The sequence below is a fragment of the Ramlibacter alkalitolerans genome (assembly GCF_016722765.1).
GTDB classification, from domain to species: domain Bacteria; phylum Pseudomonadota; class Gammaproteobacteria; order Burkholderiales; family Burkholderiaceae_C; genus Ramlibacter; species Ramlibacter alkalitolerans.
In genome coordinates this window covers 114,806-135,225 of the sequence record NZ_JAEQND010000008.1, presented here as the reverse complement: position 1 = coordinate 135,225, position 20,420 = coordinate 114,806, and the positions used below count along the sequence as shown (strand labels likewise).

Annotated in this window: 24 protein-coding genes; 13 read left to right on the top strand and 11 right to left on the bottom strand. The window is 69.6% G+C overall.

The genetic code is table 11. The features are described from left to right. The first annotated feature begins 3 nt into the window (after window positions 1-3). On the top strand, window positions 4-1,638 hold the full coding sequence (locus tag JI746_RS15345) for a response regulator (protein ID WP_201690655.1): 1,635 nt from the start codon (window positions 4-6) through the stop codon (window positions 1,636-1,638). An 82-nt stretch (window positions 1,639-1,720) separates the two neighbouring features. On the opposite strand, the gene JI746_RS15340 is transcribed toward JI746_RS15345, so the two are convergent. Beyond that, window positions 1,721-2,473 (bottom strand): Ig-like domain-containing protein, encoded by a 753-nt coding sequence (locus JI746_RS15340; protein ID WP_201690654.1) that lies wholly within the window; start codon window positions 2,471-2,473, stop codon window positions 1,721-1,723. A 171-nt stretch (window positions 2,474-2,644) separates the two neighbouring features. Between JI746_RS15340 and JI746_RS15335 the strand changes: the two genes are divergently transcribed. Next, complete coding sequence (locus JI746_RS15335) at window positions 2,645-3,019, top strand: hypothetical protein (protein WP_201690653.1); 375 nt, start codon at window positions 2,645-2,647, stop codon at window positions 3,017-3,019. 120 nt (window positions 3,020-3,139) lie between these two features. Here the strand turns inward: JI746_RS15335 and JI746_RS15330 are convergent, their stop codons facing one another. Next, entirely contained in the window at window positions 3,140-3,991 is an 852-nt protein-coding gene (locus JI746_RS15330) for an ATP-grasp domain-containing protein (protein ID WP_201690652.1), read from the bottom strand. Window positions 3,992-4,198: 207 nt separating this feature from the next. On the opposite strand from JI746_RS15330, the gene JI746_RS15325 reads away from it, so the two are divergent. The 3 genes from JI746_RS15325 to JI746_RS15315 all read left to right on the top strand — a co-directional run bounded on the left by JI746_RS15325 (window position 4,199) and on the right by JI746_RS15315 (window position 6,316). Next, window positions 4,199-5,248 carry a tellurite resistance/C4-dicarboxylate transporter family protein gene (locus JI746_RS15325; RefSeq protein ID WP_201690651.1) on the top strand — a complete coding sequence of 350 codons (1,050 nt, stop codon included), beginning with the start codon at window positions 4,199-4,201 and terminating at the stop codon, window positions 5,246-5,248. A 79-nt stretch (window positions 5,249-5,327) separates the two neighbouring features. Then, window positions 5,328-5,957, top strand: a complete 630-nt coding sequence (locus tag JI746_RS15320) for a 5' nucleotidase, NT5C type (RefSeq protein ID WP_201690650.1) — start codon at window positions 5,328-5,330, stop codon at window positions 5,955-5,957. Beyond that, the gene (locus JI746_RS15315; protein WP_201690649.1) at window positions 5,954-6,316 is read left to right on the top strand and encodes a hypothetical protein; all 363 of its coding nucleotides are present in this window, start codon (window positions 5,954-5,956) and stop codon (window positions 6,314-6,316) included. The genes JI746_RS15320 and JI746_RS15315 overlap by 4 nt, the downstream gene beginning before the upstream one ends. Before the next feature lie 46 nt (window positions 6,317-6,362). Here JI746_RS15315 and JI746_RS15310 read toward each other — a convergent pair whose 3' ends face one another. After that, window positions 6,363-6,725, bottom strand: coding sequence for a nitrile hydratase accessory protein (locus JI746_RS15310; protein WP_201690647.1), 363 nt, complete (start codon window positions 6,723-6,725; stop codon window positions 6,363-6,365). Continuing rightward, on the bottom strand, window positions 6,722-7,438 hold the full coding sequence (locus JI746_RS15305) for a Crp/Fnr family transcriptional regulator (RefSeq protein ID WP_201690645.1): 717 nt from the start codon (window positions 7,436-7,438) through the stop codon (window positions 6,722-6,724). The genes JI746_RS15310 and JI746_RS15305 overlap by 4 nt, the downstream gene beginning before the upstream one ends. A 69-nt stretch (window positions 7,439-7,507) precedes the next feature. On the opposite strand from JI746_RS15305, the gene JI746_RS15300 reads away from it, so the two are divergent. Continuing rightward, the gene (locus JI746_RS15300) at window positions 7,508-7,711 is read left to right on the top strand and encodes a hypothetical protein (RefSeq protein WP_201690643.1); all 204 of its coding nucleotides are present in this window, start codon (window positions 7,508-7,510) and stop codon (window positions 7,709-7,711) included. Between the two features lie 12 nt (window positions 7,712-7,723). On the opposite strand, the gene JI746_RS15295 is transcribed toward JI746_RS15300, so the two are convergent. Genes JI746_RS15295 through nthA form a run of 3 tightly spaced genes read right to left on the bottom strand, consistent with a single transcriptional unit; the run spans window position 7,724 to window position 9,407 of the window. Next, window positions 7,724-8,083, bottom strand: coding sequence for a hypothetical protein (locus tag JI746_RS15295; RefSeq protein WP_201690641.1), 360 nt, complete (start codon window positions 8,081-8,083; stop codon window positions 7,724-7,726). Between the two features lie 35 nt (window positions 8,084-8,118). After that, on the bottom strand, window positions 8,119-8,784 hold the full coding sequence (nthB, locus tag JI746_RS15290; RefSeq protein WP_201690640.1) for a nitrile hydratase subunit beta: 666 nt from the start codon (window positions 8,782-8,784) through the stop codon (window positions 8,119-8,121). Between the two features lie 8 nt (window positions 8,785-8,792). Continuing rightward, entirely contained in the window at window positions 8,793-9,407 is a 615-nt protein-coding gene (gene nthA / locus JI746_RS15285) for a nitrile hydratase subunit alpha (RefSeq protein WP_201690639.1), read from the bottom strand. Between the two features lie 138 nt (window positions 9,408-9,545). Here nthA and JI746_RS15280 point away from each other — a divergent pair, with 138 nt between their 5' ends. The 3 genes from JI746_RS15280 to JI746_RS15270 are packed head-to-tail and all read left to right on the top strand — an operon-like array spanning window position 9,546 to window position 12,472. After that, on the top strand, window positions 9,546-11,570 hold the full coding sequence (locus tag JI746_RS15280) for a ribonucleoside triphosphate reductase (protein WP_201690638.1): 2,025 nt from the start codon (window positions 9,546-9,548) through the stop codon (window positions 11,568-11,570). A gap of 28 nt (window positions 11,571-11,598) precedes the next feature. Further along, window positions 11,599-11,790 (top strand): anaerobic ribonucleoside-triphosphate reductase, encoded by a 192-nt coding sequence (nrdD, locus tag JI746_RS15275; protein ID WP_201690637.1) that lies wholly within the window; start codon window positions 11,599-11,601, stop codon window positions 11,788-11,790. Next, window positions 11,774-12,472 carry an anaerobic ribonucleoside-triphosphate reductase activating protein gene (locus tag JI746_RS15270; RefSeq protein ID WP_236599867.1) on the top strand — a complete coding sequence of 233 codons (699 nt, stop codon included), beginning with the start codon at window positions 11,774-11,776 and terminating at the stop codon, window positions 12,470-12,472. The genes nrdD and JI746_RS15270 overlap by 17 nt, the downstream gene beginning before the upstream one ends. Window positions 12,473-12,497: 25 nt before the next feature. On the opposite strand, the gene JI746_RS15265 is transcribed toward JI746_RS15270, so the two are convergent. From JI746_RS15265 to JI746_RS15255, 3 genes are read right to left on the bottom strand one after another with little or no spacing between them, the layout of a single operon-like run. Further along, window positions 12,498-13,658 carry an acyl-CoA dehydrogenase family protein gene (locus JI746_RS15265; protein WP_201690636.1) on the bottom strand — a complete coding sequence of 387 codons (1,161 nt, stop codon included), beginning with the start codon at window positions 13,656-13,658 and terminating at the stop codon, window positions 12,498-12,500. 24 nt (window positions 13,659-13,682) lie between these two features. Beyond that, window positions 13,683-14,477: an enoyl-CoA hydratase/isomerase family protein gene (locus JI746_RS15260; protein WP_201690635.1), complete on the bottom strand. Its 795-nt coding sequence runs from the start codon at window positions 14,475-14,477 to the stop codon at window positions 13,683-13,685. Next, window positions 14,474-15,232, bottom strand: a complete 759-nt coding sequence (locus JI746_RS15255) for a GntR family transcriptional regulator (protein ID WP_201690634.1) — start codon at window positions 15,230-15,232, stop codon at window positions 14,474-14,476. Before JI746_RS15255 ends, JI746_RS15260 begins: the two co-directional genes overlap by 4 nt. A 150-nt stretch (window positions 15,233-15,382) precedes the next feature. On the opposite strand from JI746_RS15255, the gene JI746_RS15250 reads away from it, so the two are divergent. From JI746_RS15250 to JI746_RS15235, 4 genes are read left to right on the top strand one after another with little or no spacing between them, the layout of a single operon-like run. Beyond that, entirely contained in the window at window positions 15,383-16,363 is a 981-nt protein-coding gene (locus tag JI746_RS15250; protein ID WP_201690633.1) for a tripartite tricarboxylate transporter substrate binding protein, read from the top strand. A 10-nt stretch (window positions 16,364-16,373) separates the two neighbouring features. After that, window positions 16,374-17,585 carry a CaiB/BaiF CoA transferase family protein gene (locus JI746_RS15245; protein WP_330893011.1) on the top strand — a complete coding sequence of 404 codons (1,212 nt, stop codon included), beginning with the start codon at window positions 16,374-16,376 and terminating at the stop codon, window positions 17,583-17,585. After that, window positions 17,582-18,574 carry an acrylyl-CoA reductase family protein gene (locus JI746_RS15240; protein ID WP_201690631.1) on the top strand — a complete coding sequence of 331 codons (993 nt, stop codon included), beginning with the start codon at window positions 17,582-17,584 and terminating at the stop codon, window positions 18,572-18,574. The genes JI746_RS15245 and JI746_RS15240 overlap by 4 nt, the downstream gene beginning before the upstream one ends. Then, window positions 18,571-19,836: an acetyl-CoA hydrolase/transferase family protein gene (locus tag JI746_RS15235; protein ID WP_330893010.1), complete on the top strand. Its 1,266-nt coding sequence runs from the start codon at window positions 18,571-18,573 to the stop codon at window positions 19,834-19,836. The genes JI746_RS15240 and JI746_RS15235 overlap by 4 nt, the downstream gene beginning before the upstream one ends. 47 nt (window positions 19,837-19,883) lie before the next feature. On the opposite strand, the gene JI746_RS15230 is transcribed toward JI746_RS15235, so the two are convergent. Then, window positions 19,884-20,366 carry a nuclear transport factor 2 family protein gene (locus JI746_RS15230; RefSeq protein WP_330893009.1) on the bottom strand — a complete coding sequence of 161 codons (483 nt, stop codon included), beginning with the start codon at window positions 20,364-20,366 and terminating at the stop codon, window positions 19,884-19,886. Window positions 20,367-20,420: the final 54 nt, after the last annotated feature.

Sequence of the window (20,420 nt, the reverse complement as noted above, 5' to 3'; positions counted from 1 at the left end):
GGCATGGAAACGACTGCCACCGTGACCGGCATGGTCAACATCCTGATCGTCGACGATGAGCCCCGCAACCTGTCGGTGCTGGAATCCATCCTGGACGACCCGAGCTACCGGCTGGTGCGTGCCACCTCCGGCGACGAGGCGCTGCTGGCGCTGATGGCCGACGAATTCGCGGTGCTGGTGCTCGACGTGCGCATGCCGGGCATGACGGGCTTCGAGCTGGCGCAGATGATCAAGGTGCGGCGCAAGACGGCGCGCATCCCGATCATCTTCCTCACGGCCTACTACAACGAGGACCAGCACATCCTCGAGGGCTACGGCACGGGGGCGGTGGACTACCTGCACAAGCCGGTGAATCCGGCGGTGCTCAAGTCCAAGGTCTCGGTGTTCGCCGAACTGCACCGCAAGGGCCGCGAGCTGGAACAGGCCAACCGCAGCCTGAGCGAGCTCAATGCCTCGCTCGACCAGCGCGTCACCGAGCGCACGCTGGAACTGCAGCAAAGCCAGGCACGCCTGCTGGAAGCGAACCGGCGCAAGGACGAATTCCTGGCGACGCTTGCGCACGAGCTGCGCAACCCGCTGGCGCCGGTGCGCAACGCCATCCACTACCTGAAGCTGCGCGGCCCCGACACCACGGACGTGCACTGGGCGAGCGACGTGATCGACCGCCAGGTCACCGCCATGGGCCGCCTGATCGACGACCTGATGGACATCAGCCGCATCAACCAGGGCCGCATCGAGCTGCGCCGCGAGCCGGTGGCGCTCGATACCGTGCTGGCCGATGCGGTGGAAACGACGCAGCCGCAGGTGGACGGTGCCGGCCACAAGCTGACGCTGCTGCAGCCGCCGATGAAGCTGGTGGTCGACGCCGACCGGGCGCGGCTGGCGCAAGCCTTCGCCAACCTCCTGAGCAACGCGGCCAAGTACACGGACCCGGGCGGCCAGATCGAGGTGCGTGCGGTGGTCGACGGCGGCACGGTCGTGGTCTCCATCCACGACAGCGGCATCGGCATCGCGCCGCACCGGCTGGAGAGCGTGTTCGAGATGTTCTCGCAGGAGGAGCCGGCGCTGGCGCGCTCGCGCGGCGGCCTGGGCATCGGCCTGGCGCTCACGCGCCGGCTGGTGCAGCTGCACGGCGGCGAGATCACGGCCAGCAGCGAGGGGGCCGGCAAGGGCAGCATGTTCCGCGTCTGCCTGCCGCTGGCCGCGAACCTGGTCGCCGACGACGCGTCGGATGCCGCGCAAGCTCCCGCCTGCGCGGAAGGCTGCCTGCGCATCCTGGTCGCCGACGACAACCGCGATGCCGCCGAGACGCTGTCCACCCTGCTGGAGGTGATGGGGCACGAGGTGAAGACGGTGCACGACGGCGAGGCCGCGGTGGACGCGGCGGCCGCTTTCGATCCGGAACTGGTGCTGCTGGACATCGGCATGCCGGGCCTGAACGGCTACGACGCCTGCCGCCGCATCCGCGCGCACGCCGCCGGCCCCGGCCGCACCGTGGTCGCCGTGACGGGCTGGGGACAGCCGCATGACGTGCAGAGTGCGCACGAGGCCGGCTTCGACCGCCACCTCGTCAAGCCCCTCGACATGGACGCGCTCATGGAGCTCATCTCGAGCAGGGTGGCCGCCGGCCGCGCGTAGTCGCCCGGCGGGCCGAAGAGGCGCGACCCAATGAAAAAGGGCCTCCCGCGAAGGAGGCCCTTGGTTCATCGCCGCGGCGGCGTCAGACCACGTTGAAGGTCCACGTCGTGCGCGTTGCGTTGCCGGCCCGGTCACGCACGGCCAGTTCCACCGTGTGGCGGCCGCGCGGCAGGTCCTCGCGATAGTGGACCTCGTCGTCACGGACGCGCACGTCGCGCGACACGTCGCGGCCGTTGATGCGCAGGCGCACCGAAGCGGGGTCGACGCCGCTGCCGTCGTCGCTGAGGCGGGCGGACAGGCGGGTGTTGCGGCCGCGGTCCGACACGCGCTCACCGTTGTGCGGCGTCATGTCCAGGATCCGCGGCGGCGTCGTGTCGCGACCGTGCTGCGCGGACGCTTGCTGCTCGCGCCAGCCCATGTTGACGCGCGCCACCGCGTGCTTGCCGCCGGTCCGCAGGACGGCCACGGCGCGATCGAGCATCTTCACGTCGTCCGAACGGCGGATGGTGTAGCTGCCGACGTACACGCCCGGCTGCGTCTCCGCCAGTGGCAGGTCGCTCACGATGTTCTGGATGTTCACCACCACGTTCGAGCGCGGCGTGCCCAGCAGGCGGAAGTGCAGCACGCGCCCCGGCTCGAGCCGGCCGCGATCCAGGTCGGCGACGAACGATTCCACCGCCGGCACGGCCACGTTCGTGACGTGGCCGGGCGCGACCTGTGCCACGCGGTACTGCGGTGCATATTGCGCGGCGGCCGGTTGCGCCACGAGGGCGGCACCGAGGGGAGCCAGCAGCAGCATGGCCGCGGCGGCGTTCTTGCGAAGATGGGCTTTCATGGAATCTGACCTCCTGTCGATTGCGTTTTCCATGGAAGCGAGATTAGGCCGGCGGGCATGAACGCATCCTGAACGGGACTGTTATCCCGGCGTAGGAGCAAGGCAGAAGCGCGATGGGACGCCGGCCTACATCCCGCTTGCCTCAGCACCAGCCGCCCTATCATCGCGCGCATGACGGCCGGCCCGCTCCACTACCTTGACTTCGACTACAGCGACGACGAACACGGCCACGGCAGCTTCGATGCCATGGCCGCCGCCGCACCGGCGCAGTTGCGCGCGCTGCAGGACGAAGTGGCGCGTGTGCTCGATTGGGCGCATGCGCAGTTCGGCGCGCCCGGCCCGCTCGACGAAGGCGCCGCGTGGGACTGCGAACTGCAAGGGGTGCGCGAAGTGGCCACCACGCTGGCCGTGCGCTATCGCAGCGGCACGGGCCTGGAACTGCACGCCGGCGCCGCCGGCGAACCGCGCGTGACGCTCAGCGTGACCCTCACCGGCACGCCCGCCTTCTGCGCCGCGCTGCGCGAAGCCTTCGCCCTGGAGTATTGATTCTTGGGGGCGGGCCCGTCCGCGCCGGCCAGCTGCCGGCGGCGCCGCTGCGAGGGGGTCACCGGTCCCCCGCCCCGACGCCACGCCGGCCGTCAGCCCGCGCGGAAAAACATCGTCACCTCACGCTGCCATTCCCTGCAGCAGCCCGGACCATCCGGGCGCCACGTGCAGCGTCGGCGGATGGCGCTGCAAGGGGGTATGGCCGCCGACCACGTTCTCGATGTGGCGCGCCAGCAGTGCGGCGGCCTGCGGCACGCCGGCCAGGCACGGTGCGCGGTCGAAATCGACCACGACGGGACCCTCGGGCCCCTGCACGATGTCGATGCTGTAGACGCTCAGGCCGAACACGCGCCCGCAGCGCAGCGCGATCTCGCGCAGTTCCGGCGTGACGGTGACGGCGGCCGCCGTGGGCGCCTCGCGTTCGACCGCGCCGACCTGCTCGCCGATCACCTGCAGCTGCAGGTCGGGGCCGCAGCGCTCGATGAACTCCTGCACCAGCACCGGCTGCTCGCGCAGCGGAATGCCGACCAGGTCGTCGGGGCCGTGGGCCACCACGTGCCGGCAAGCCGCGGAAGTGCGGTACGGCTTCACGATCACGGTCTGCTCCGCGGCGAGCTCGCACAGCATGGCGAAATCCGCGGTCACCCAGGAGCGCGGCACCGCCACGCCGGCAGCCGCCAGCCGGCTGGCGGCGGTGATCCGGTTCTGCGCCAGGGCGCAGGCCGGGTAGGGATTGAGGAACTGGCCGCCCCGGTCATGCAGGACGGCAGCCACGCTCAGCGCCAGTTCGCTGCGCGATTCCAGCACGTACAGGTCGTGCCGCACGCACATCCGGTCCGGGCACAGCAGCGCTGCCTCCGGAATGCCGCGGGTGACCGTGAAACCACGGTCCGCCAGCAGCGCCATGGCCGACACGAAGGTCGGGCATGGCTGCAAGTGCACCTGCTCGTCGAGCAGGAAATGGATCTTCATGGGTCCATGCTAGGCACGCGGCCCGGCGCGGGGGAGGTCAGGTGGTGACCGGGGGGGCGTACTGCTTGCGCGAAATGCGGGCACCTTGGTGCTTATTCCACGAGGTGCGTTAAATGTGTTTCGACCCGTTTCGCGGATGGGCGTGACCTGCGCTGGCTAACATCGGCGTTCTCCGCGCCTGCCATGCTGCGTCACCCAGCCTCCTCGATGGCTTTCCATCTCCGCCCGCCGCGGCTGCACCTGCAGCCCTCGTTTTCCTTCGTGATGGCCACCGGCATCCTCGCCGTGGCCGCGCGCCAGCAGGGATGGTCGCGGCTGTCGCTGCTGCTGTTCGAGTGCGACGTGCTCGCGTGGCTGCTGCTGGCGGGGCTGTCGCTGTGGCGGCTCGCGCGCTGGCCTCGCGCCGTGGCGCAGGACATGGCAAGCCCGCTGCGCGCGCCCGTGTTCTTCACGGCGGTGGCGGGCACCGGCGTGCTGGCCGGCGGCTTCCTGCTGCTGGAAGTGAGCTTCACCCTGGCCTGGCTCTTCGCCACGCTGGCCCTTGCGACGTGGGGGGTCCTGAGCTACGGCGTCTTCGCGGCGGTCATCACCAGCCGGGACAAGCAGCCCGTGGAACGCGTGGTCGGGGGCGGGTGGCTGCTCGCGGTGGTCGCATGCCAGTCCGTCGCGGTGGATGCGGCCCTGCTGTCCGCGCATGTCGCGCCGCCCCTGCGGCTGCAGCTCGACCTGCTCGCACTGTGCATGTGGCTGTTCGGCGGCATGCTGTACACGTGGCTGATGGCGCTGATCTTCCATCGCGCCGTGTTCCTGCCCTTCGCGCCGGCGGACCTCACGCCGCCGTCGTGGATCAACATGGGCGCGATGGCGATCTCCACGCTGGCCGGGGCCCAGCTCGTCGCCGATGCGGCACAGGCGCCCTGGCTGGCGGAGCTGCTGCCTTTCCTCAAGGGCTTCACCCTCCTGTACTGGGCCACGGGGACGTGGTGGCTGCCGCTGCTGGTGGCGCTCACCTTGTGGCGCTACGTGCTGCGCCGCGACCCCCTCCGTCCCGAGGGACTGGACTGGAGCATGGTGTTCCCGCTGGGCATGTATTCCGCCGCCACCCACCACATGGACAGCCACATCACTGCCGGCCTGCTGGCGCCGCTCGACACGGTGTTCCTCATCCTCGGCCTGCTGGCCTGGAGCGCGACGGCGCTGGCGCGCACGCTTTCCTGGTGGCGCGCAGGACGGGCGACGGCACCGGTCGCCGACTGACACGCGTCAGCGATCCTGCGCACCCGGCGCCGGGCCGGGATGACGCCGGGCAGCGCGGCCGCTGCGCAGAATCTTCGGCATGCGCGAGCGACAGCTGTACCTGGACTGCGATGGCGTGCTGGCCGACTTCGACCACGGTGCGGAACGCGTGCTCGGCGTGCCGCTGCCCGTCTACGAGGCACGGCACGGGCGGGCGCACCTGTGGGAGCGGCTGGCGCAGGCGCCGGAGTTCTTCTTCCACCTGCCCCTGATGCCCCGCGCCACCGAGCTGTTCGCCGCGGTGCGCCACCTGCATCCGATCATCCTCACCGGCCTGCCTCGCGGCAATTGGGCCGCGGGGCAGAAGGTCCGCTGGGCCGAACGGCATTTCCCGGGCACGAAGATCATCACCTGCCTGGCGGTGGACAAGCGCAAGCACTGCGCGGACGGCGACGTGCTGGTGGACGACACCCTCAAGTACCGGCACCTGTGGGAGCAGGCCGGCGGCATCTTCATCCATTTCCGCGACGTAGACCAGGTCCTGCAGGAACTCGCCGGCCTGTTCCCCGCGATCCGGTCGGCGGCGCAGGGTGGGACACCGGTGCGTCCCGGTTCCAGGGAAGATCCGGTGAAGGAAATTTCTCATCCCTGGAGCGACGGAGCGGCTTGCGGGCGGCTGTTCCCGACTTGTAAAGTGGCCAGCTCATCCCCAGGGAAGCCGCGCCCATGATCTCGCACTCCCCCGAACAGGCAGCGGTTGCGGCCGAACTCGCGCGGCAGCTCACCGAGTACGAGGACGGACTGCGCACGCTCCTGCAGGGCCGCTGGGACCCGGAGCTGTACCGGGCGCTGTCGAACCGCTTCGACGAGTTGCAGATGAAGGCGAGCGCACTGCCGCTGTTGTCGGCAAGCTGGACTGAACTGCTGATCACCCGGGTCGAACTCACGCATGCGCTGTGGACGCTCACCGCACCCTGCCGCGTGAACGGCCGGGTGGTCGCCTACCATGCGCGCCACCAGCTCCTGATCGACGAGGTGCGGCGCCAGTGCGGCGAGTACATGGCCACGGGCGAGCGCGTCAGCCTCTGAAGGCGTTCGACGGCAGCCGTCTCGGCGGATCGGCAGGCCGGTAAGGCTACGGCTCCGGGAAGTCCGAGGCCTGCAGCTCGATCGGCTGGCCGTGCGGCGTGCGGTCGGCGGCGTGGTCCCAGGCTTGCTGGTAGCGGTGCAGTTCCGGCGAGGAGGACGCCCCCTTGTCCGCCACGATCCGCTCCAGCGCCTCCAGCCACTGCCGGTAGTAGGCATCGGTGGCGTCCTCCCCCGCTTGCGCCGGCGCGGCCTGGATGCGCAGCGCGAGCGCCTGGGCCCACTCGGTCCAGGAGAACAGGCCGCGCTCGTACAGCGCCAGCGTCATCGCGAACGCCTGCGCCTGCCAGGGAGCGCGGAACACGGGGCCGCCCTCGTCGCGCGGCAGTCCGGGAAGCCGGCTGAGGCTCATGCGGGTGCCGACAACATGCGGGCGAACTCGGCGCGCACGAAACCGTAGCAGCGGCAGGCCGCGGCTTCCAGGCCCTCGCGGTCGGTCACGTGGATGTGGCCGCGGCTGTAGCGGATCAGGCCGCGCTGCTGCAGCGAGCCGGCCACCTGGTTCACCGTGGCGCGCCGCTCGCCCAGCATCTGGGCCAGGAATTCCTGCGTGAGGTCGAATTCGTCGCCGCGCACGCGGTCGTGCGTCTGCAGCAGCCAGCGCGCGCAGCGCTGCTCCACCGCGTGGGCGCGGTTGCAGGCGGTGCCCTGCGCGATCTGCACCATCAATGCATTGGCGTAGCGGTGCAGCACGCGGTTGAAGGCCGGCTGGGTGGCGGCGCACTCGCGCAGGTCGCCAGCGCTCATGCGCCAGCCGGTGCCTTCGACCTGCACGAAGACCCGGCCGAAGCTCAGCTCGGCGCCCAGCAGCACACCGACCCCGAGCACGCCTTCGCTGCCGATCGTGGCCACCTCGACGTCGGTCTGGGCGGCCGCGGCGCCGAGGACCGACAGCACGCCTGCGGTCGGGAACCAGGCGTGCGTCATCGGCGCCTGTTCGAGGTACAGGTCCTCGCGCAGCGGCAGCGGCACCGGGACCAGGCGGGGCGCGATCGTCCGCAGCGTTTCGTCGTCGAGGAGCGCGAGCAGGCGGTTGCCGCGCAGTTCGGAATGCACAGTGTCCATGCGCTGGTTTTTGCGGGGGGAGGGGTCGGGTCCACGTTATAGCGCCAAGCGCTCCCTTATAGTGTTCCTATGTACGAAGGCGCACACAGTCACGCAGCCGGCGAGCACGCCCTGCGCGAAGGGCTGGCCCGGCTCGAAGCCACCCTGGCCCGGTGCCAGCAGCAGGTCGCGGAGGCGCGGCGCCTGCATGGCGCTCCGGGCGCCGAGGCCATGGTGCGCACGGCGACCCTGCTGACGGAGGAGATCGACCGCCTGCGCGCGCAACTCGCCTAGCCGTCGGCCCCGCTACTGGCGGTGCGGCGCGGCCAGTTCCATGCACTGCGCCTGCAGCGCACGCACGCACGCGAGCACGTGGCCCAGCAGTTGCTGCCGTTCCTCCGCGCCGGGGGCGCCTTGCGGCTGGCCCGCGCGCCAGAGCGCCTGCGAGAGCTCGGCATGCGCGATCAGCAGCGCCACCCAGCCGGCCGAGAGCGCCGGCAAGGCGTGGCAGCAGCGGCGCACTTCGTGGATGTCGAGCGAGACCTGGTGATAGAGCTCCGGGTCGATCCGGGCCGCGGCCACCTGGCGCAGGTGCAACTGGTAGCGCTCCAGGGCGGCCAGCGCCTCGTGGACGGCCTGCGGAATCGATCTTGGAGAGCTGGACATCGTTTTGATGCCCGGCAGTGTAGGCGATGCCCGCCTCACGCAAGATCCAGGTAGGTCTCCCAGGCGTCGATCGAGACCCGCACGCCGGGCGCCGCATCCGCGCCCCACAGTTCGCTGGCCTCGAACACGACCGTGTAGAGGGTCTGCGGGTCTTCGCCCAGGCCTTGCGCATGCACATCGGCGAACACGTGCGCGCCGTGGACCTTGGCGATCGTGCCCACCTTGCCGCGCGCGTAGCCGGGCAGGCGCGTGTGATGCGGCACGGCATGGGCCCGGGTCCGCACGCGGTCGCCGGGCGCGAAGCGCGCGGGAGGGCCAGCGTCCCGCAAGGTCGGCGAGCCGGCCGCGAGGACGGACGGCACCTGCTCGCGTCGCAGCACCCGCGCGAGCGGCACCGGCGGGTGCAGCATGTGCCCCGCCGCGAGCTCGTCGGGGTGCACTTGCCCGCGTTCGAGCATCAGCTTTTCCAGCGCGGCCAGCCAGATCTGGTAGTACGACAGGCGCAGGTAGTGCGGCAGCGTCTCGCGCGCCGCGCGGCTCATGTCGATGTTCCAGCTTCCGGTGGCGCCCATCGCCAGCACGAGGGCGAGCGCGGCCGGCTCCCAGTCCGCGTGGAAGCGCACGTCCTCGTCTTCGGGCTCGATGGGGCCGAAGCCGGTGCGGCCGCCGAGGTCGGAGTAGCTGGTGTAGGGGGCGGACATGCTCGTGCCTAGGGCTCCGGCGTCCTGGGCAGGCCGGTGCCTATCATCGAATCGCGCGTCACCAGTTCCGCGAGCTCCTCCTCGGTGAGGCCCTCGGTTCCCGGCGGACGCAGCGGGATGACGAGGTAGCGCACTTCCGCGGTCGAATCCCAGACGCGGATTTCCTGCCCGGGCGGCAAGGTCACGCCGAACTCGGCGAGCACGCCGCGCGGATCGCGCACCACGCGCGAGCGGTAGGGCGCACTCTTGTACCAGACGGGGGGCAGCCCCAGCACCGGCCACGGATAGCAGCTGCACAGCGTGCACACCACCAGGTTGTGCACCTGCTCCGTGTTGGGCAGCGCCACCATGTGCTCGCCCTGGCGGCCGGTGTAGCCGAGCGACGCGATCGCGGCGGAGGCGTCGCGCAGCAGCCAGTCGAGATACGCGGGGTCGGCCCAGGCCTTGGCGACGACGCGGGCGCCGTTGCGCGGGCCGATGCGGGTCTGGTAGGTCTCGACGATCGCGTCGAGCGCCGCCGGCTCGATGTAGCCCTTCTCGGTCAGGATCGTCTGCAGCGCGCGCACCCGCAGCTCGGTTGCATCGAGTTCGCTGTGTTCGTGGGAAGGGTGGTGCTCGCCCATGCGAGCGACTATGCCGCACGCGCCCGGCGGGCGCAATCGCCGCCGTGAACGCCGGTTTTTGCGTCACGTCAAACACTAGATGTAGTGCCCCGGCATACTCCGCCCCCTACATCTAGTGCCCAGGCGAAGAGGAGGTCCATGAACACAGCCCTGCACCCCGCGCCCCGCGAAGTCGTCAAGCGCAGCGGCGAACGCGCCCCCTTCGACGCCCGCAAGATCGAGAACGCCCTGGCGCGCGCCGGCGCCGCCAGCGGCGAATTCGAGGCCGACGAGGCCGCGCTGCTGTCGGCGCAGGTGCGCAAAGTCCTGATGTTCCGCTTCCACGGCCAGGCGCCGCAGATCGAGCAGATCCAGGACGTGGTGGAGCAGACGCTGATCGCCGCCAACCACCTGAAGACCGCCCGCGCCTACATCGTGTACCGCGAGCAGCACGCGGCGATGCGCAAGGGCCGGCAGACGCTGGTGGACGTGCATGCCTCCATGAGCGAGTACCTGTCGAAGTCGGACTGGCGGGTGAACGCCAACGCCAACCAGGGCTACTCCCTCGGCGGCCTGATCCTCAACGTGGCCGGCAAGGTCACCGCCAACTACTGGCTGTCGCACGTGTACACGCCGGAGATCGGCGAGGCGCACCGCAGCGGTGACCTGCACATCCACGACCTCGACATGCTCAGTGGCTACTGCGCCGGCTGGTCGTTGCGCACCCTGCTGCACGAGGGCCTGAACGGCGTGCCGGGCAAGGTGGAGGCGGGCCCCGCGCGGCACATGTCGTCCGCGGTGGGGCAGGTGGTCAACTTCCTCGGCACGCTGCAGAACGAGTGGGCCGGCGCGCAGGCCTTCTCCTCCTTCGATATCTACATGGCGCCCTTCGTCCGCAAGGACGCCATGACGTACGACCAGGTGCGCCAGTGCATCCAGGAGCTGGTGCACAACCTCAACGTGCCTTCGCGCTGGGGCACGCAGACGCCCTTCACCAACCTCACCTTCGACTGGACCTGCCCGGACGACCTGCGCGAGCAGGTGCCCGTGATCGGCGGCGAGGAGATGCCCTTCACCTACGGCGAGCTGGGCGCCGAGATGGACATGATCAACCGCGCCTTCATCGAGGTGATGACGGCGGGCGACGACAAGGGCCGCGTCTTCACCTTCCCCATCCCGACCTACAACATCACGCGCGACTTCCCCTGGGCGTCGGAGAACGCCACCCGCCTGTTCGAGATGACGGCGCGCTACGGCCTGCCGTACTTCCAGAACTTCATCAACTCGGAGCTCGAGCCGAACATGGTCCGCTCCATGTGCTGCCGGCTGCAGCTCGACGTGCGTGAACTGCTCAAGCGCGGCAACGGCCTGTTCGGCAGCGCGGAGCAGACCGGCAGCCTCGGCGTGGTCACCGTCAACTGCGCGCGCCTGGGCTACCTGCACCGCGGCGACGAGGCCGGCCTGCTGCGCGCGCTCGATCGCCTGCTGGATCTGGGCAAGCAAAGCCTGGAGACCAAGCGCAAGCTGATCCAGCGCCTGATGGACCAGGGCCTGTTCCCGTACACCAAACGCTATCTCGGCACGCTGCGCAACCACTTCTCGACGCTGGGCGTGAACGGCGTCAACGAGATGATCCGCAACTTCAGCGACGGCGCGCACGACATCACGAGCGCATGGGGGGAGGCCTTCGCGCTGCGCCTGCTCGATCACGTGCGCGGGCGCATCGTCGCCTTCCAGGAGGAAACGGGCCACCTGTACAACCTGGAGGCCACGCCGGCCGAGGGCACCACCTACCGCTTCGCCCGCGAGGACCGCAAGCGCTGGCCCGGCATCCTGCAGGCCGGCACCGACACGCATCCCTACTACACCAACTCCTCGCAGCTGCCGGTGGGTTTCACCGACGACCCCTTCGAGGCGATGCAGCGCCAGGAAGTGCTGCAGTCGAAGTACACCGGCGGCACGGTGCTGCACCTGTACATGGGCGAGCGGCTCTCGAGCGCCGAGGCCTGCCGGATGCTGGTGCAGCGCGCCCTCACGCGCTTCCGACTGCCCTACATCACGGTCACGCCGACCTTCTCGATCTGCCCCACGCACGGCTACCTCGCCGGCGAGCACAAGTTCTGCCCGAAATGCGACGAGGAGCGCCTGGCGCACAAGCGCGCCGCCCTCGCGCTGGCCGCCTGATCCCGTCGACCCTCACCAAGGAGCAAGAATGAACGTTGCAACCGACATCCTGCAGCCGGAATCCGGCACCTGCATCGAAGCCGTCGCGCTCGCCGACGAGGAGCGCCAGCCCTGCGAAGTCTGGACCCGCGTGATGGGCTACCACCGGCCGGTGGCGAGCTTCAACACCGGCAAGAAGGGCGAGCACCAGGAGCGGCGCTTCTTTGTCGAACGCGGCTGATGCGCGGGGCGCTGCCCGCCTGCGCGTAGGCGGGCTGCAGCGCTGGACCAGCATCGACTTTCCCGGCCGGCTGGCGGCCGTGGTGTTCTGCCAGGGCTGTCCCTGGCGCTGCAGCTATTGCCACAACCCCGAACTGCTCGATGCGAGCGCGCAGCCGCAGATCGCCTGGGAGGAGGTCCTGGATTTCCTGCGCGGCCGCTGCGGCCTGCTGGATGGCGTGGTTTTCTCCGGCGGCGAGCCGCTGCTGCAGACGGCCTTGCCGGCTGCGATGCAGGAGGTGCGCGCCCTCGGCTTCGAGGTGGGCCTGCACACCAGCGGCATGTACCCCGACCGGCTGGCGCAGGTGCTGCCGCTGGTGGACTGGATCGGCCTGGACATCAAGGCGCCGTGGCAGCGGCTGGACACGGTGACCGCCTCGCGTGGTGGCGCCGCACGCGTGCTGGAGTCGCTCCTGCGCGTGCTCCTGAGCGGGGTCGCGCACGAATGCCGCACGACCTGGTCGCCGGAGCTGTTCCCGCTGCATGAACTGCATGACCTGGCGGAGGAACTGGCGGGGCTCGGCGTGCGGCGCTGGGCGCTGCAGCAGTGCCGCGGCGGCAGCCTGCCGGATCCGGCGCGCTGGCGGGCGGAACTGGCGCTGTTCGCGGCCCGGTTCGAGGATTTCGAGTTCCGGGCTGCGTAGGGCGGCCCCAGCAGCCGATCAGGGTCTAGTACGAACGAGGCATGTCGAGCACGTGCTGCGCCACATAGGCGAGCACCAGGTTGTTCGAGATCGGGGCGGTGCGGAATAGGCGCGTCTCCTTCCACTTGCGCTCGATGTCGTACTCCGTCGCCACTCCGAAACCGCCGAAGGTGACCATCGCGGCCTCGGCTGCTTCCCAGGACGCCTCGCTGCACAGGTACTTGGCCATGTTCGCTTCCGGCCCGCACGGCTTCACGGCGTCGAAGAAGCTGGCGGCCTTGTTGCGCATCAGTTCGGCCGCGGCCAGGTTCATGTGGGCCTTCGCGATCGGGAAGGCCACGCCCTGGTTGGCGCCGATCGGCTTGTCGAACACCACGCGCTCGGTCGCGTAGCGGCGCGACTTGTCGATGAACCACTTGCCGTCACCCACGCATTCGCTCGCGACCAGCAGCCGCTCCGCATTGAGGGAGCTCAGGAGATACTGGAAGCCCTTGCCTTCTTCGCCCACGCGCCACTCCTCCTCGACCTCGAGGTCCTCGATGAACACCTCGTTGGTGTGGTGATTCAGCATGGTGTCGATGGTGCGCGCCTGCAGCGCCTTGCCCGCTTTGGCGATGTCCACCAGGAAGAGGCTCAGGCCCTCGGTCTTCTTCTGCACTTCCTCGTAGGGCGTGGTGCGCGCGAGCAGCAGGTAGTAGTCGGACTGGCGGAAGCGCGAAGTCCAGATTTTCTGGCCATTGATCACGTAGCCGCCATTCACCTTCTTCGCAAAGGTCTTGATTCGCAAGGTGTTGGAGCCGGCGGTCGGCTCCGTCACGCCGAAGGCCTGGAGTCGCAGCGACCCGTCGGCGATCCGCGGCAGGATGGCCTCCTTCTGGCGCTGGCTGCCATGTTGCAGCACGGACGCCATGGTGTACATCTGCGCGTGGCAGGCTGCCGCATTGCCACCCTGCGCATTGATCTCCTGCAGGATCACGCACGCATCTAGCAGGCCAAGGCCGGACCCGCCGTAGGCTTCGGGAATGAGGGCGGCCAGCCAGCCGGCCTCTGTCATGGCCTGCACGAATTCGTCGGGGTAGGCCTGCTGGGCGTCGCAGCGCCGCCAGTAATCGGCGGGAAAGCGTGCGCACAGGCCGCGCACGGCCTCACGGATCTCCAGCTGGGTGTCGGAGTAGGCAAATTGCACGGTGTCCTCGTTGGTCGGGTGTTCTCAGCGGCCTTGCCACTGGGGCTTGCGTTTTTCGTTGAAGGCGCGCACGCCTTCGCGGCGGTCCTCGGTATCCACGAGCCGGTTGTAGGCCTCGATCTCGAAGCGGTAGCCGGTCAGCAGGTCCATCTGCAGGCCGTAGTGGATGGATTTTTTCGCCTGCCGCACCGACAGCGGGGCGTTGTCGGCGATCGCCCGCGCGGTGGCAATCGCCTCGGTGACCAGCGCCTCGGGCTCGCAAACCTTGTTGATCAAGCCCCAGGCGTAGCCTTCCTCGGCGCCGAAAGGGCGGCCGCTGAGCACGAGCTCCTTGGCGCGACGTTCGCCGACGGCGCGGGCCAGGTTCTGCGTGCCGCAGCCGCCCGGCATGATGCCGACCTTCACTTCGGGCAGCGCCATGCGCGCGCTTGAAGCCGCATAGATGAAATCGCAGCAGAGGGCGAATTCCAGTCCGCCGCCGAAGGCGGGGCCGTTGACCGCGGCGATCACCGGCAACGGGCACTCCATGATCGAGGCGAAGGCGCGTTCGAACAGCTCGTGCTGCACCTGCCACTGCGCCTGCGTCATGGCGTCGCGCTCCTTGAGGTCGCCGCCGGCGCAGAAGGCCTTGCCGGCGCCGGTGAGTACCGCGGCGCGGACGCCCCCGGCGTCTGCGGTCAGGCGCGTGAACAGGTCGAACACCTCGGCGCCCATCTGCGTGCTGAGCGCGTTGAGCACGGCGGGTCGGTTGAAGGCGAGCAGCAGCACGTCGTCGCCGTGATGCTGCACTTCGAGCGTGGAGTAGGAGGGCAGGGTCATGTGGAGGTTCCGTGGCGCAGCTGCACGCGCATGGAATACCGGAAGACCTCGGGCGGATGCACCGAGCGCGTCACTTCCAGCACGCGGCCGTTGCGGCCCACATACCGGCGGTTGATTTCCAGCCCGGGCGAGCGGGGGGGCAGCTCGAGGTGGGCGCATTCCTCGCGCGACAGGCGCGGCACGCAAGCGATGTCCTGCTGGATTTCGACGATGCTTTCATGGAAGCGCCGCTCGACCAGCGCGAACACCGGCTCCCGGCTCGTGGCCGCCTCATCCAGGACGGCGCCGAACGCCAGCGGAAGATAGATCTCCGAATAGCCGACCACCGTGCGGCCCGAAGGGTTGGTGCGCAGCGTGCACAGCCGCCACCAGTGCTCGCCCGCCTTGCAGCCGAACTGGGCGGCGCGCGCGGCGTCGACTTCCACTTCGTCGCGGCCGAGGACGCGGACCGGCGTGCTGGCGGCGTACTGCAGCAGGTCCTCCGCGGTGTCGAAAGAGTGGCTGTAGCGGGACTGCACACGCGTGTCCTGCACCAATGTGCCCACGCCCTGCTGGCTGCTCACGAGCCCTAGCTGCTGCAGCGCGCGCAGCGCAGCACGCACGGTGTGGCGGCTGACGCCGAAGCGCTGGCTCAACTGCGGCTCGGAGGGCAGGAGCTCGCCGATGCGGTACTTGCCGCGCTGGATCTCGCTGGAAAGCGCGTCGGCGACGAGCCCCTGCTTGGTCCTGCCGGCGGTCACGGCGGGATCAGCCATGCGGGATCGCGCCTCGGTGCTGCATCGTCGTGTCCTCTTACTTTCCTGTCTGCTTGTCCGTACAAGTATAGCGGAATCCGTGATATGCTGTCTGCTTGTACGTACAAGCGCGTGGCACAGCCCCCGCCAACACGAGAGAGAGAGACAAGCATGCGTTCCCTGATCCAGCACGCGGCGCTCGCGCTCGCTGCCGCTTCCCTGGCTTTCGGCGCCCCCGTGGTGCACGCGCAGCCGAAATTCCCCGAAAAGCCCATTCGCTTCATCGTCCCGTTCCCCCCCGGCGGCGGCAATGACATCCTGGCGCGCGCCATGCAGCCCAGGCTGGCCGAACTGCTGGGGCAGCCGGTGATCGTCGACAACCGGGGCGGCGCGGGCGGCAACCTGGGGACTGACCTCGCCGCCAAAAGCGCGCCGGACGGCTACACCATCGTGATCGCCTCCAACCAGGTGACCATGAACCCGGCGTTCCAGAAGCTGCCCTTCGACATCGAGAAGGACTTCGCGCCGGTGGCGCTTGCCGCCAGCGTTCCAATGGTGCTGGTGGTGCATCCCTCGGTACCCGCCAACAACGTCCGCGAATTCATCGCGCTGGCCAAAGCGCAGCCAGGCAAGCTCAATCACGCCACGCCGGGCAGCGGCACGCCTCAGCACATCGCCTTCGAGGCCTTCAACCACGCCGCCGGCATCAAGGTGACGCACGTGCCGTACAAGGGCACCGGGCCCGCCATCGCCGACCTCCTGGGAGGCCAGGTGCAGGCGGCCATCGCGACCATGGCCTCCGTGGAGCCCCACATCAAGGCCGGCAAGTTGAAGGCCCTCGGCGTCACCACGCCGAAGCGTTCGCAGGCCATGCCCGAGATTCCGACCATCGCCGAATCGGGGCTGGCCGGTTACGACGTTCCCCTGTGGTACTCCATCCTCGCCCCGGCCGGCACGCCGCGCGAGGTCGTCGGCCGCCTGTCCTCCGACATTGCCAAAACGCTGCAGGCACCGGACGTGCGCGAGCGACTCGCGCAGCAGGGCTTCGAGATCAGCTACCTCAACGCCGACCAGATGTCCGAACTGATCAAGCGAGACACGGCGCGCTGGAACAGGATCATCAAGGACATGGGCGGCGTCAAGGTCGATTGAGCCCGCCGGCGTGAGCATCAACGACGCTCTGGCGGGCCTGGTCGTCCTGGACTTCTCCCAGGTGGGCGCCGGGCCGACCTGTGGGATGCTGCTCGGTGACCTCGGCGCCGACGTGATCAAGGTCGAGGCGCCGGGCGGCGACATCGGCCGCAAGCTCGGGCCGCCGTGGCAAAACGGCGAGTCGGTGGTCTCCATGAGCTTCAATCGCAACAAGCGCTCGATCGCCATCGACCTGAAGCATCCCGCGGGGCCGAAGCTCGCGCGGCGCCTCGCCGCCGCCGCGGACGTGGTGCTCGAAAGCTTCCGCCCGGGCGTCATGGACCGGCTGGGCATCGGCTACGCTGCGCTGCGCGAGATCCATCCGCGCCTGGTGTTCTGCTCGGTGTCGGCCTATGGGCAGACCGGCCCATGGCGCGACAAGCCCGGCGTCGACGGTATCGTGCAAGCGGTCTCCGGGCTCATGAGCAACATCGGCGAGGAGGACTCCCCGCCCATGAAGGTGCAGGTGCCGGCGGCCGACATGACCACTGGCTTCTTGGCGTTCGGAGCGGTGCTCGCGGCGCTGCGGGTGCGCGATCTCACGGGCCAGGGCCAGCACCTGGACGTGAGCCTGTACAACAGCGCGCTGATGCTGCAGCAGTCGGCGCTGGCTTCGTACCTGGCGTCGGGCGAGAAACCGGTGCGTAGCGGGTCGGCGGCGCCGTATTCGGCACCTAACGAGGCGTACCCCACTCGCGACGGCTGGATCATGATCGCCGCGTACCACGAGGACCGCTGGAAGGCCTTGTGCGAGGTGCTCGGCGATCCGCCGCTGGCCACGGACCCGCGTTTCGCGACGAACCCGCAGCGCGTCGCCAACCGCAAGGCCTTGACGGCCGAACTGTCGACCCGCCTCGCCGCGCATGGCACGCTGGAATGGCAGGAGCGGTTCGAGACGGCCGACATCATCTGCGCGCCGATCGCCGGCTACGACATGGTGATGGATTCGCCCCAGCTCGCCCATAACGGCGTGCTCGTCGAGACGCGCAATGTCGACGCCGGCGTGGTGCGCATGCCCGGCGCGGCCTTCGGAGACCGCGACGCGCAGTCGCGCGTGCGCCGCGGTCCACCCGCGATCGGCGAGCACAGTCGCGAGATCCTCGGGCAGTTCGGCGTGGCGGCCGGCGACATCGACGCGTTGCTGGCGACCGGTGTCGTGCAACAGAGAAAGGACAAGCAATGAAGTTCAAGGCCATCCGCCTCTACCAGGAAGACGGCCGGCGCATCAGCCGCATGGTCGAACAGACGCTGGCGGATCTCGATCCCGGCGACGTGGTGATCCGGTCCGAGTACGCCGCGGTCAACTACAAGGATGCGCGCGCCGTCACCGGCGTGGGCAACGTGATCTCGCGCTTTCCCTGCGTGCCTGGCGTCGAGGTCTCCGGGACAGTGGTGGAGTCGAAGCACAGTGCGTTCCGGCCGGGCGACCGAGTGACCGTGCAGGGCGGCCGCGACTTCGGCATGCGCCGCGACGGCGCCTACAGCGAATACGTGCGCGTTCCGGGCGCGTGGATCGGACGCGTGCCGGAGGGCAGCGACGCGTTCGACATGGTGGGCATGGGCTTGGCCGCCTATACCTCCGCGGTGGCGGTCGACGAGCTGATGCGGCACGGTGTCACCCCCGACAAGGGCAAGGTCGTGGTCACCGGCGGCACCGGCGGCAGTTCCTCGTTCGCGATCGACATGCTCGCGGGCCTGGGCTACCACGTGGTGGCGAGCACCGGCAAGGTGTCCGAGCACGAATACCTGAAGAAGCTGGGGGCAGCCGAGATCATCGGCCGCGATGGCCTCACCACGGGCGACAAGCCGCTGGAGGAACAGCTGTGGGCCGGCGCCATCGACGTGGTGGGCGGTGCGCCGCTGGACAAGCTGCTGCGCTCCATGCAGAAGAGGGGCGTGGTCTGCGCCTTCGGCAACGCCGCCGGCGAGACCTTCACCACCTCGATCTACCCTTTCATCCTGCGCAGCGTCTCGCTCGTGGGCGTCAACGCCAACCACCCGGTGCCTGAGCGCGGCGAGGTCTGGCAGCGCATGATGCCGGGCGGCGACCTGCACCCGCGCCACATTCGCGATATCTGCTACACGATTCCCTTCTTGCAGCTGCAGGCGCACTGCGACAAGCTGATCGCCGGCGGCGTGCGTGGCCGCGCGGTAGTCACGTTCGGCGGGTGACCGAACTCGATCCCGCCGACCCGCGCCTGGAAGGCCTCGTCCATCCGGGCGACGTGGTGATGTGGGGGCAGGCCGCGGCCGAGCCGGTCACGCTGACCACGGCGCTGATGGCGCAGCGCGCCGCCATCGGCCGCTTCACGGCTTTCGTCGGCATCTCCTGGTCGGACGCCGTCCAGCCGGCGCACGCCGACTGCGTTTCCTTCGTCTCGTACGGGGCCGGCGGCAACAACCGTGCACTCGCGCGCGCGGGATGCCTCGACGTCCTGCCCTGCCACTATTCCGAGCTGGGCCGCATGCTGGGCGACGGCAGCCTGCGGGTCGATGTCCTGATGCTGCAGGTGGCGCCCGCCGACGCCCAAGGCCGCCACAGCCTGTCGCTCGCAGGCGATTACCTGGTGCCGGCCCTGCGGCGCGCCCGCGTGGTGATCGCCGAAGTCAACGAACAGGCGCCGGCCAGCTGCGGCCCTCACGCGCTCGCGGCGGACGACATCGATTACGTCGTGCACAGCAGCCGGCCGCCGCTGGAAGCGCCGGCGGCGAAGGCGCATCCCGACGAAGCCGGCGTGGCGCGCAACGTTGCCAGCCTCATCGAGGACGGCGCCACGCTCCAGTGCGGGATCGGGAGCCTGCCGGAGGCGATCGTGGCGCAGCTCTCGGACCGCCGCGATCTCGGCTTCCATTCTGGTGCGATGGGCGACGCGGCCGCCGCGCTGATGCAGGCGGGGGTGATCAACAATGCCCGCAAGACGGTGGATGCCCGCATCAGCGTCGCCGGTGTGCTGATGGGGACGCGGGCGCTGAACCGCTTCGCCCACCGCAATCCGGCGATCGAGATCCGCGGAGTGGAGTACACCCATTCGCCGGCGGTGCTGGCCTCGATCGACCGGCTGGTGGCGATCAACTCGGCCATCGAGGTCGATGTTACGGGGCAGGTGAATGCGGAGGTCGCGGCAGGGGTCTACGTCGGCGCGGTCGGCGGGGCCGCCGACTTCCTGCGCGGAGCCTGCGCATCGCGCGGCGGGCTGCCCATCGTAGCGCTGCCTTCGCGCAGCGCAGGGCGGAAGCTCGATACCATCGTCGCGCGCTTGAACGGCCCCGTCAGTACCGCCCGCAGCGATGCGGGCATCGTCGTCACCGAGCACGGCATCGCCGACCTGCGCGCGCTCTCGCTGTCACAACGCGTCCAGCGGATGATCGCGGTCGCCCATCCCGAGGCCCGCGACGCGCTGCAGCACGAAGCGCGGCAGCTCGGTCTCGCCTGATCCCTGAACGCCTGCTGGATGAACGATGCGCTGGGGTGACGCGCCAGCTACTGCTTCTGCGCCGGATCCCAGTGTTCGGCGATGCGCCCGTTCTCGATGCGGAACATGTCGAACCAGGTCGTCGTGTACTTCTGGCCGGGGTTCTTTGGGTCCGGGTTCTCGCGCGCGAAGGCCAGCACCACCATGTCGCCTTCGCCCAGGATGGCCACCAGCGGCGCGACGATGCGGTTCTCCACCGGCTTCGGCCTGGCGATCCGGCCGAAGAAACTGACGAACGCGGCCCGGCCGCTGGGCACGTTGGGGTTGTGCTGGATGTAGCCTTCCGCCATGTACTTGTCCGCGAGTTCGAGGTGGCCGCCCTCGAACACCTCGCGCCAGAAGTCGTACACCAGCCGCTTGTTGGCCGCCACCCGCCCGTCGGCGCTGGCGAGCATGCGGTCCTGGTCGGGGCTGCCCTGCACGGGCACCTGCGCGAAGCAGGGCAGTCCGAGGCTGAACGCGAGGGCGAGGCAGGGCACGATGCGCTTCACGGGGTCTCCCGCAACGGAAGGCCCCGAATGTAGCGCGCCGTGCCGCGCCGCGTC

What these genes read in the sequence shown, in the direction of transcription:
- JI746_RS15345 (WP_201690655.1), top strand. Translation starts at nt 4, where the DNA reads ATGGAAACGACTGCCACCGTGACCGGCATGGTCAACATCCTGATCGTC.
- JI746_RS15340 (WP_201690654.1), bottom strand. Translation starts at nt 2,473, where the DNA reads ATGAAAGCCCATCTTCGCAAGAACGCCGCCGCGGCCATGCTGCTGCTG.
- JI746_RS15335 (WP_201690653.1), top strand. Translation starts at nt 2,645, where the DNA reads ATGACGGCCGGCCCGCTCCACTACCTTGACTTCGACTACAGCGACGAC.
- JI746_RS15330 (WP_201690652.1), bottom strand. Translation starts at nt 3,991, where the DNA reads ATGAAGATCCATTTCCTGCTCGACGAGCAGGTGCACTTGCAGCCATGC.
- JI746_RS15325 (WP_201690651.1), top strand. Translation starts at nt 4,199, where the DNA reads ATGGCTTTCCATCTCCGCCCGCCGCGGCTGCACCTGCAGCCCTCGTTT.
- JI746_RS15320 (WP_201690650.1), top strand. Translation starts at nt 5,328, where the DNA reads ATGCGCGAGCGACAGCTGTACCTGGACTGCGATGGCGTGCTGGCCGAC.
- JI746_RS15315 (WP_201690649.1), top strand. Translation starts at nt 5,954, where the DNA reads ATGATCTCGCACTCCCCCGAACAGGCAGCGGTTGCGGCCGAACTCGCG.
- JI746_RS15310 (WP_201690647.1), bottom strand. Translation starts at nt 6,725, where the DNA reads ATGAGCCTCAGCCGGCTTCCCGGACTGCCGCGCGACGAGGGCGGCCCC.
- JI746_RS15305 (WP_201690645.1), bottom strand. Translation starts at nt 7,438, where the DNA reads ATGGACACTGTGCATTCCGAACTGCGCGGCAACCGCCTGCTCGCGCTC.
- JI746_RS15300 (WP_201690643.1), top strand. Translation starts at nt 7,508, where the DNA reads ATGTACGAAGGCGCACACAGTCACGCAGCCGGCGAGCACGCCCTGCGC.
- JI746_RS15295 (WP_201690641.1), bottom strand. Translation starts at nt 8,083, where the DNA reads ATGTCCAGCTCTCCAAGATCGATTCCGCAGGCCGTCCACGAGGCGCTG.
- nthB (WP_201690640.1), bottom strand. Translation starts at nt 8,784, where the DNA reads ATGTCCGCCCCCTACACCAGCTACTCCGACCTCGGCGGCCGCACCGGC.
- nthA (WP_201690639.1), bottom strand. Translation starts at nt 9,407, where the DNA reads ATGGGCGAGCACCACCCTTCCCACGAACACAGCGAACTCGATGCAACC.
- JI746_RS15280 (WP_201690638.1), top strand. Translation starts at nt 9,546, where the DNA reads ATGAACACAGCCCTGCACCCCGCGCCCCGCGAAGTCGTCAAGCGCAGC.
- nrdD (WP_201690637.1), top strand. Translation starts at nt 11,599, where the DNA reads ATGAACGTTGCAACCGACATCCTGCAGCCGGAATCCGGCACCTGCATC.
- JI746_RS15260 (WP_201690635.1), bottom strand. Translation starts at nt 14,477, where the DNA reads ATGACCCTGCCCTCCTACTCCACGCTCGAAGTGCAGCATCACGGCGAC.
- JI746_RS15255 (WP_201690634.1), bottom strand. Translation starts at nt 15,232, where the DNA reads ATGGCTGATCCCGCCGTGACCGCCGGCAGGACCAAGCAGGGGCTCGTC.
- JI746_RS15250 (WP_201690633.1), top strand. Translation starts at nt 15,383, where the DNA reads ATGCGTTCCCTGATCCAGCACGCGGCGCTCGCGCTCGCTGCCGCTTCC.
- JI746_RS15240 (WP_201690631.1), top strand. Translation starts at nt 17,582, where the DNA reads ATGAAGTTCAAGGCCATCCGCCTCTACCAGGAAGACGGCCGGCGCATC.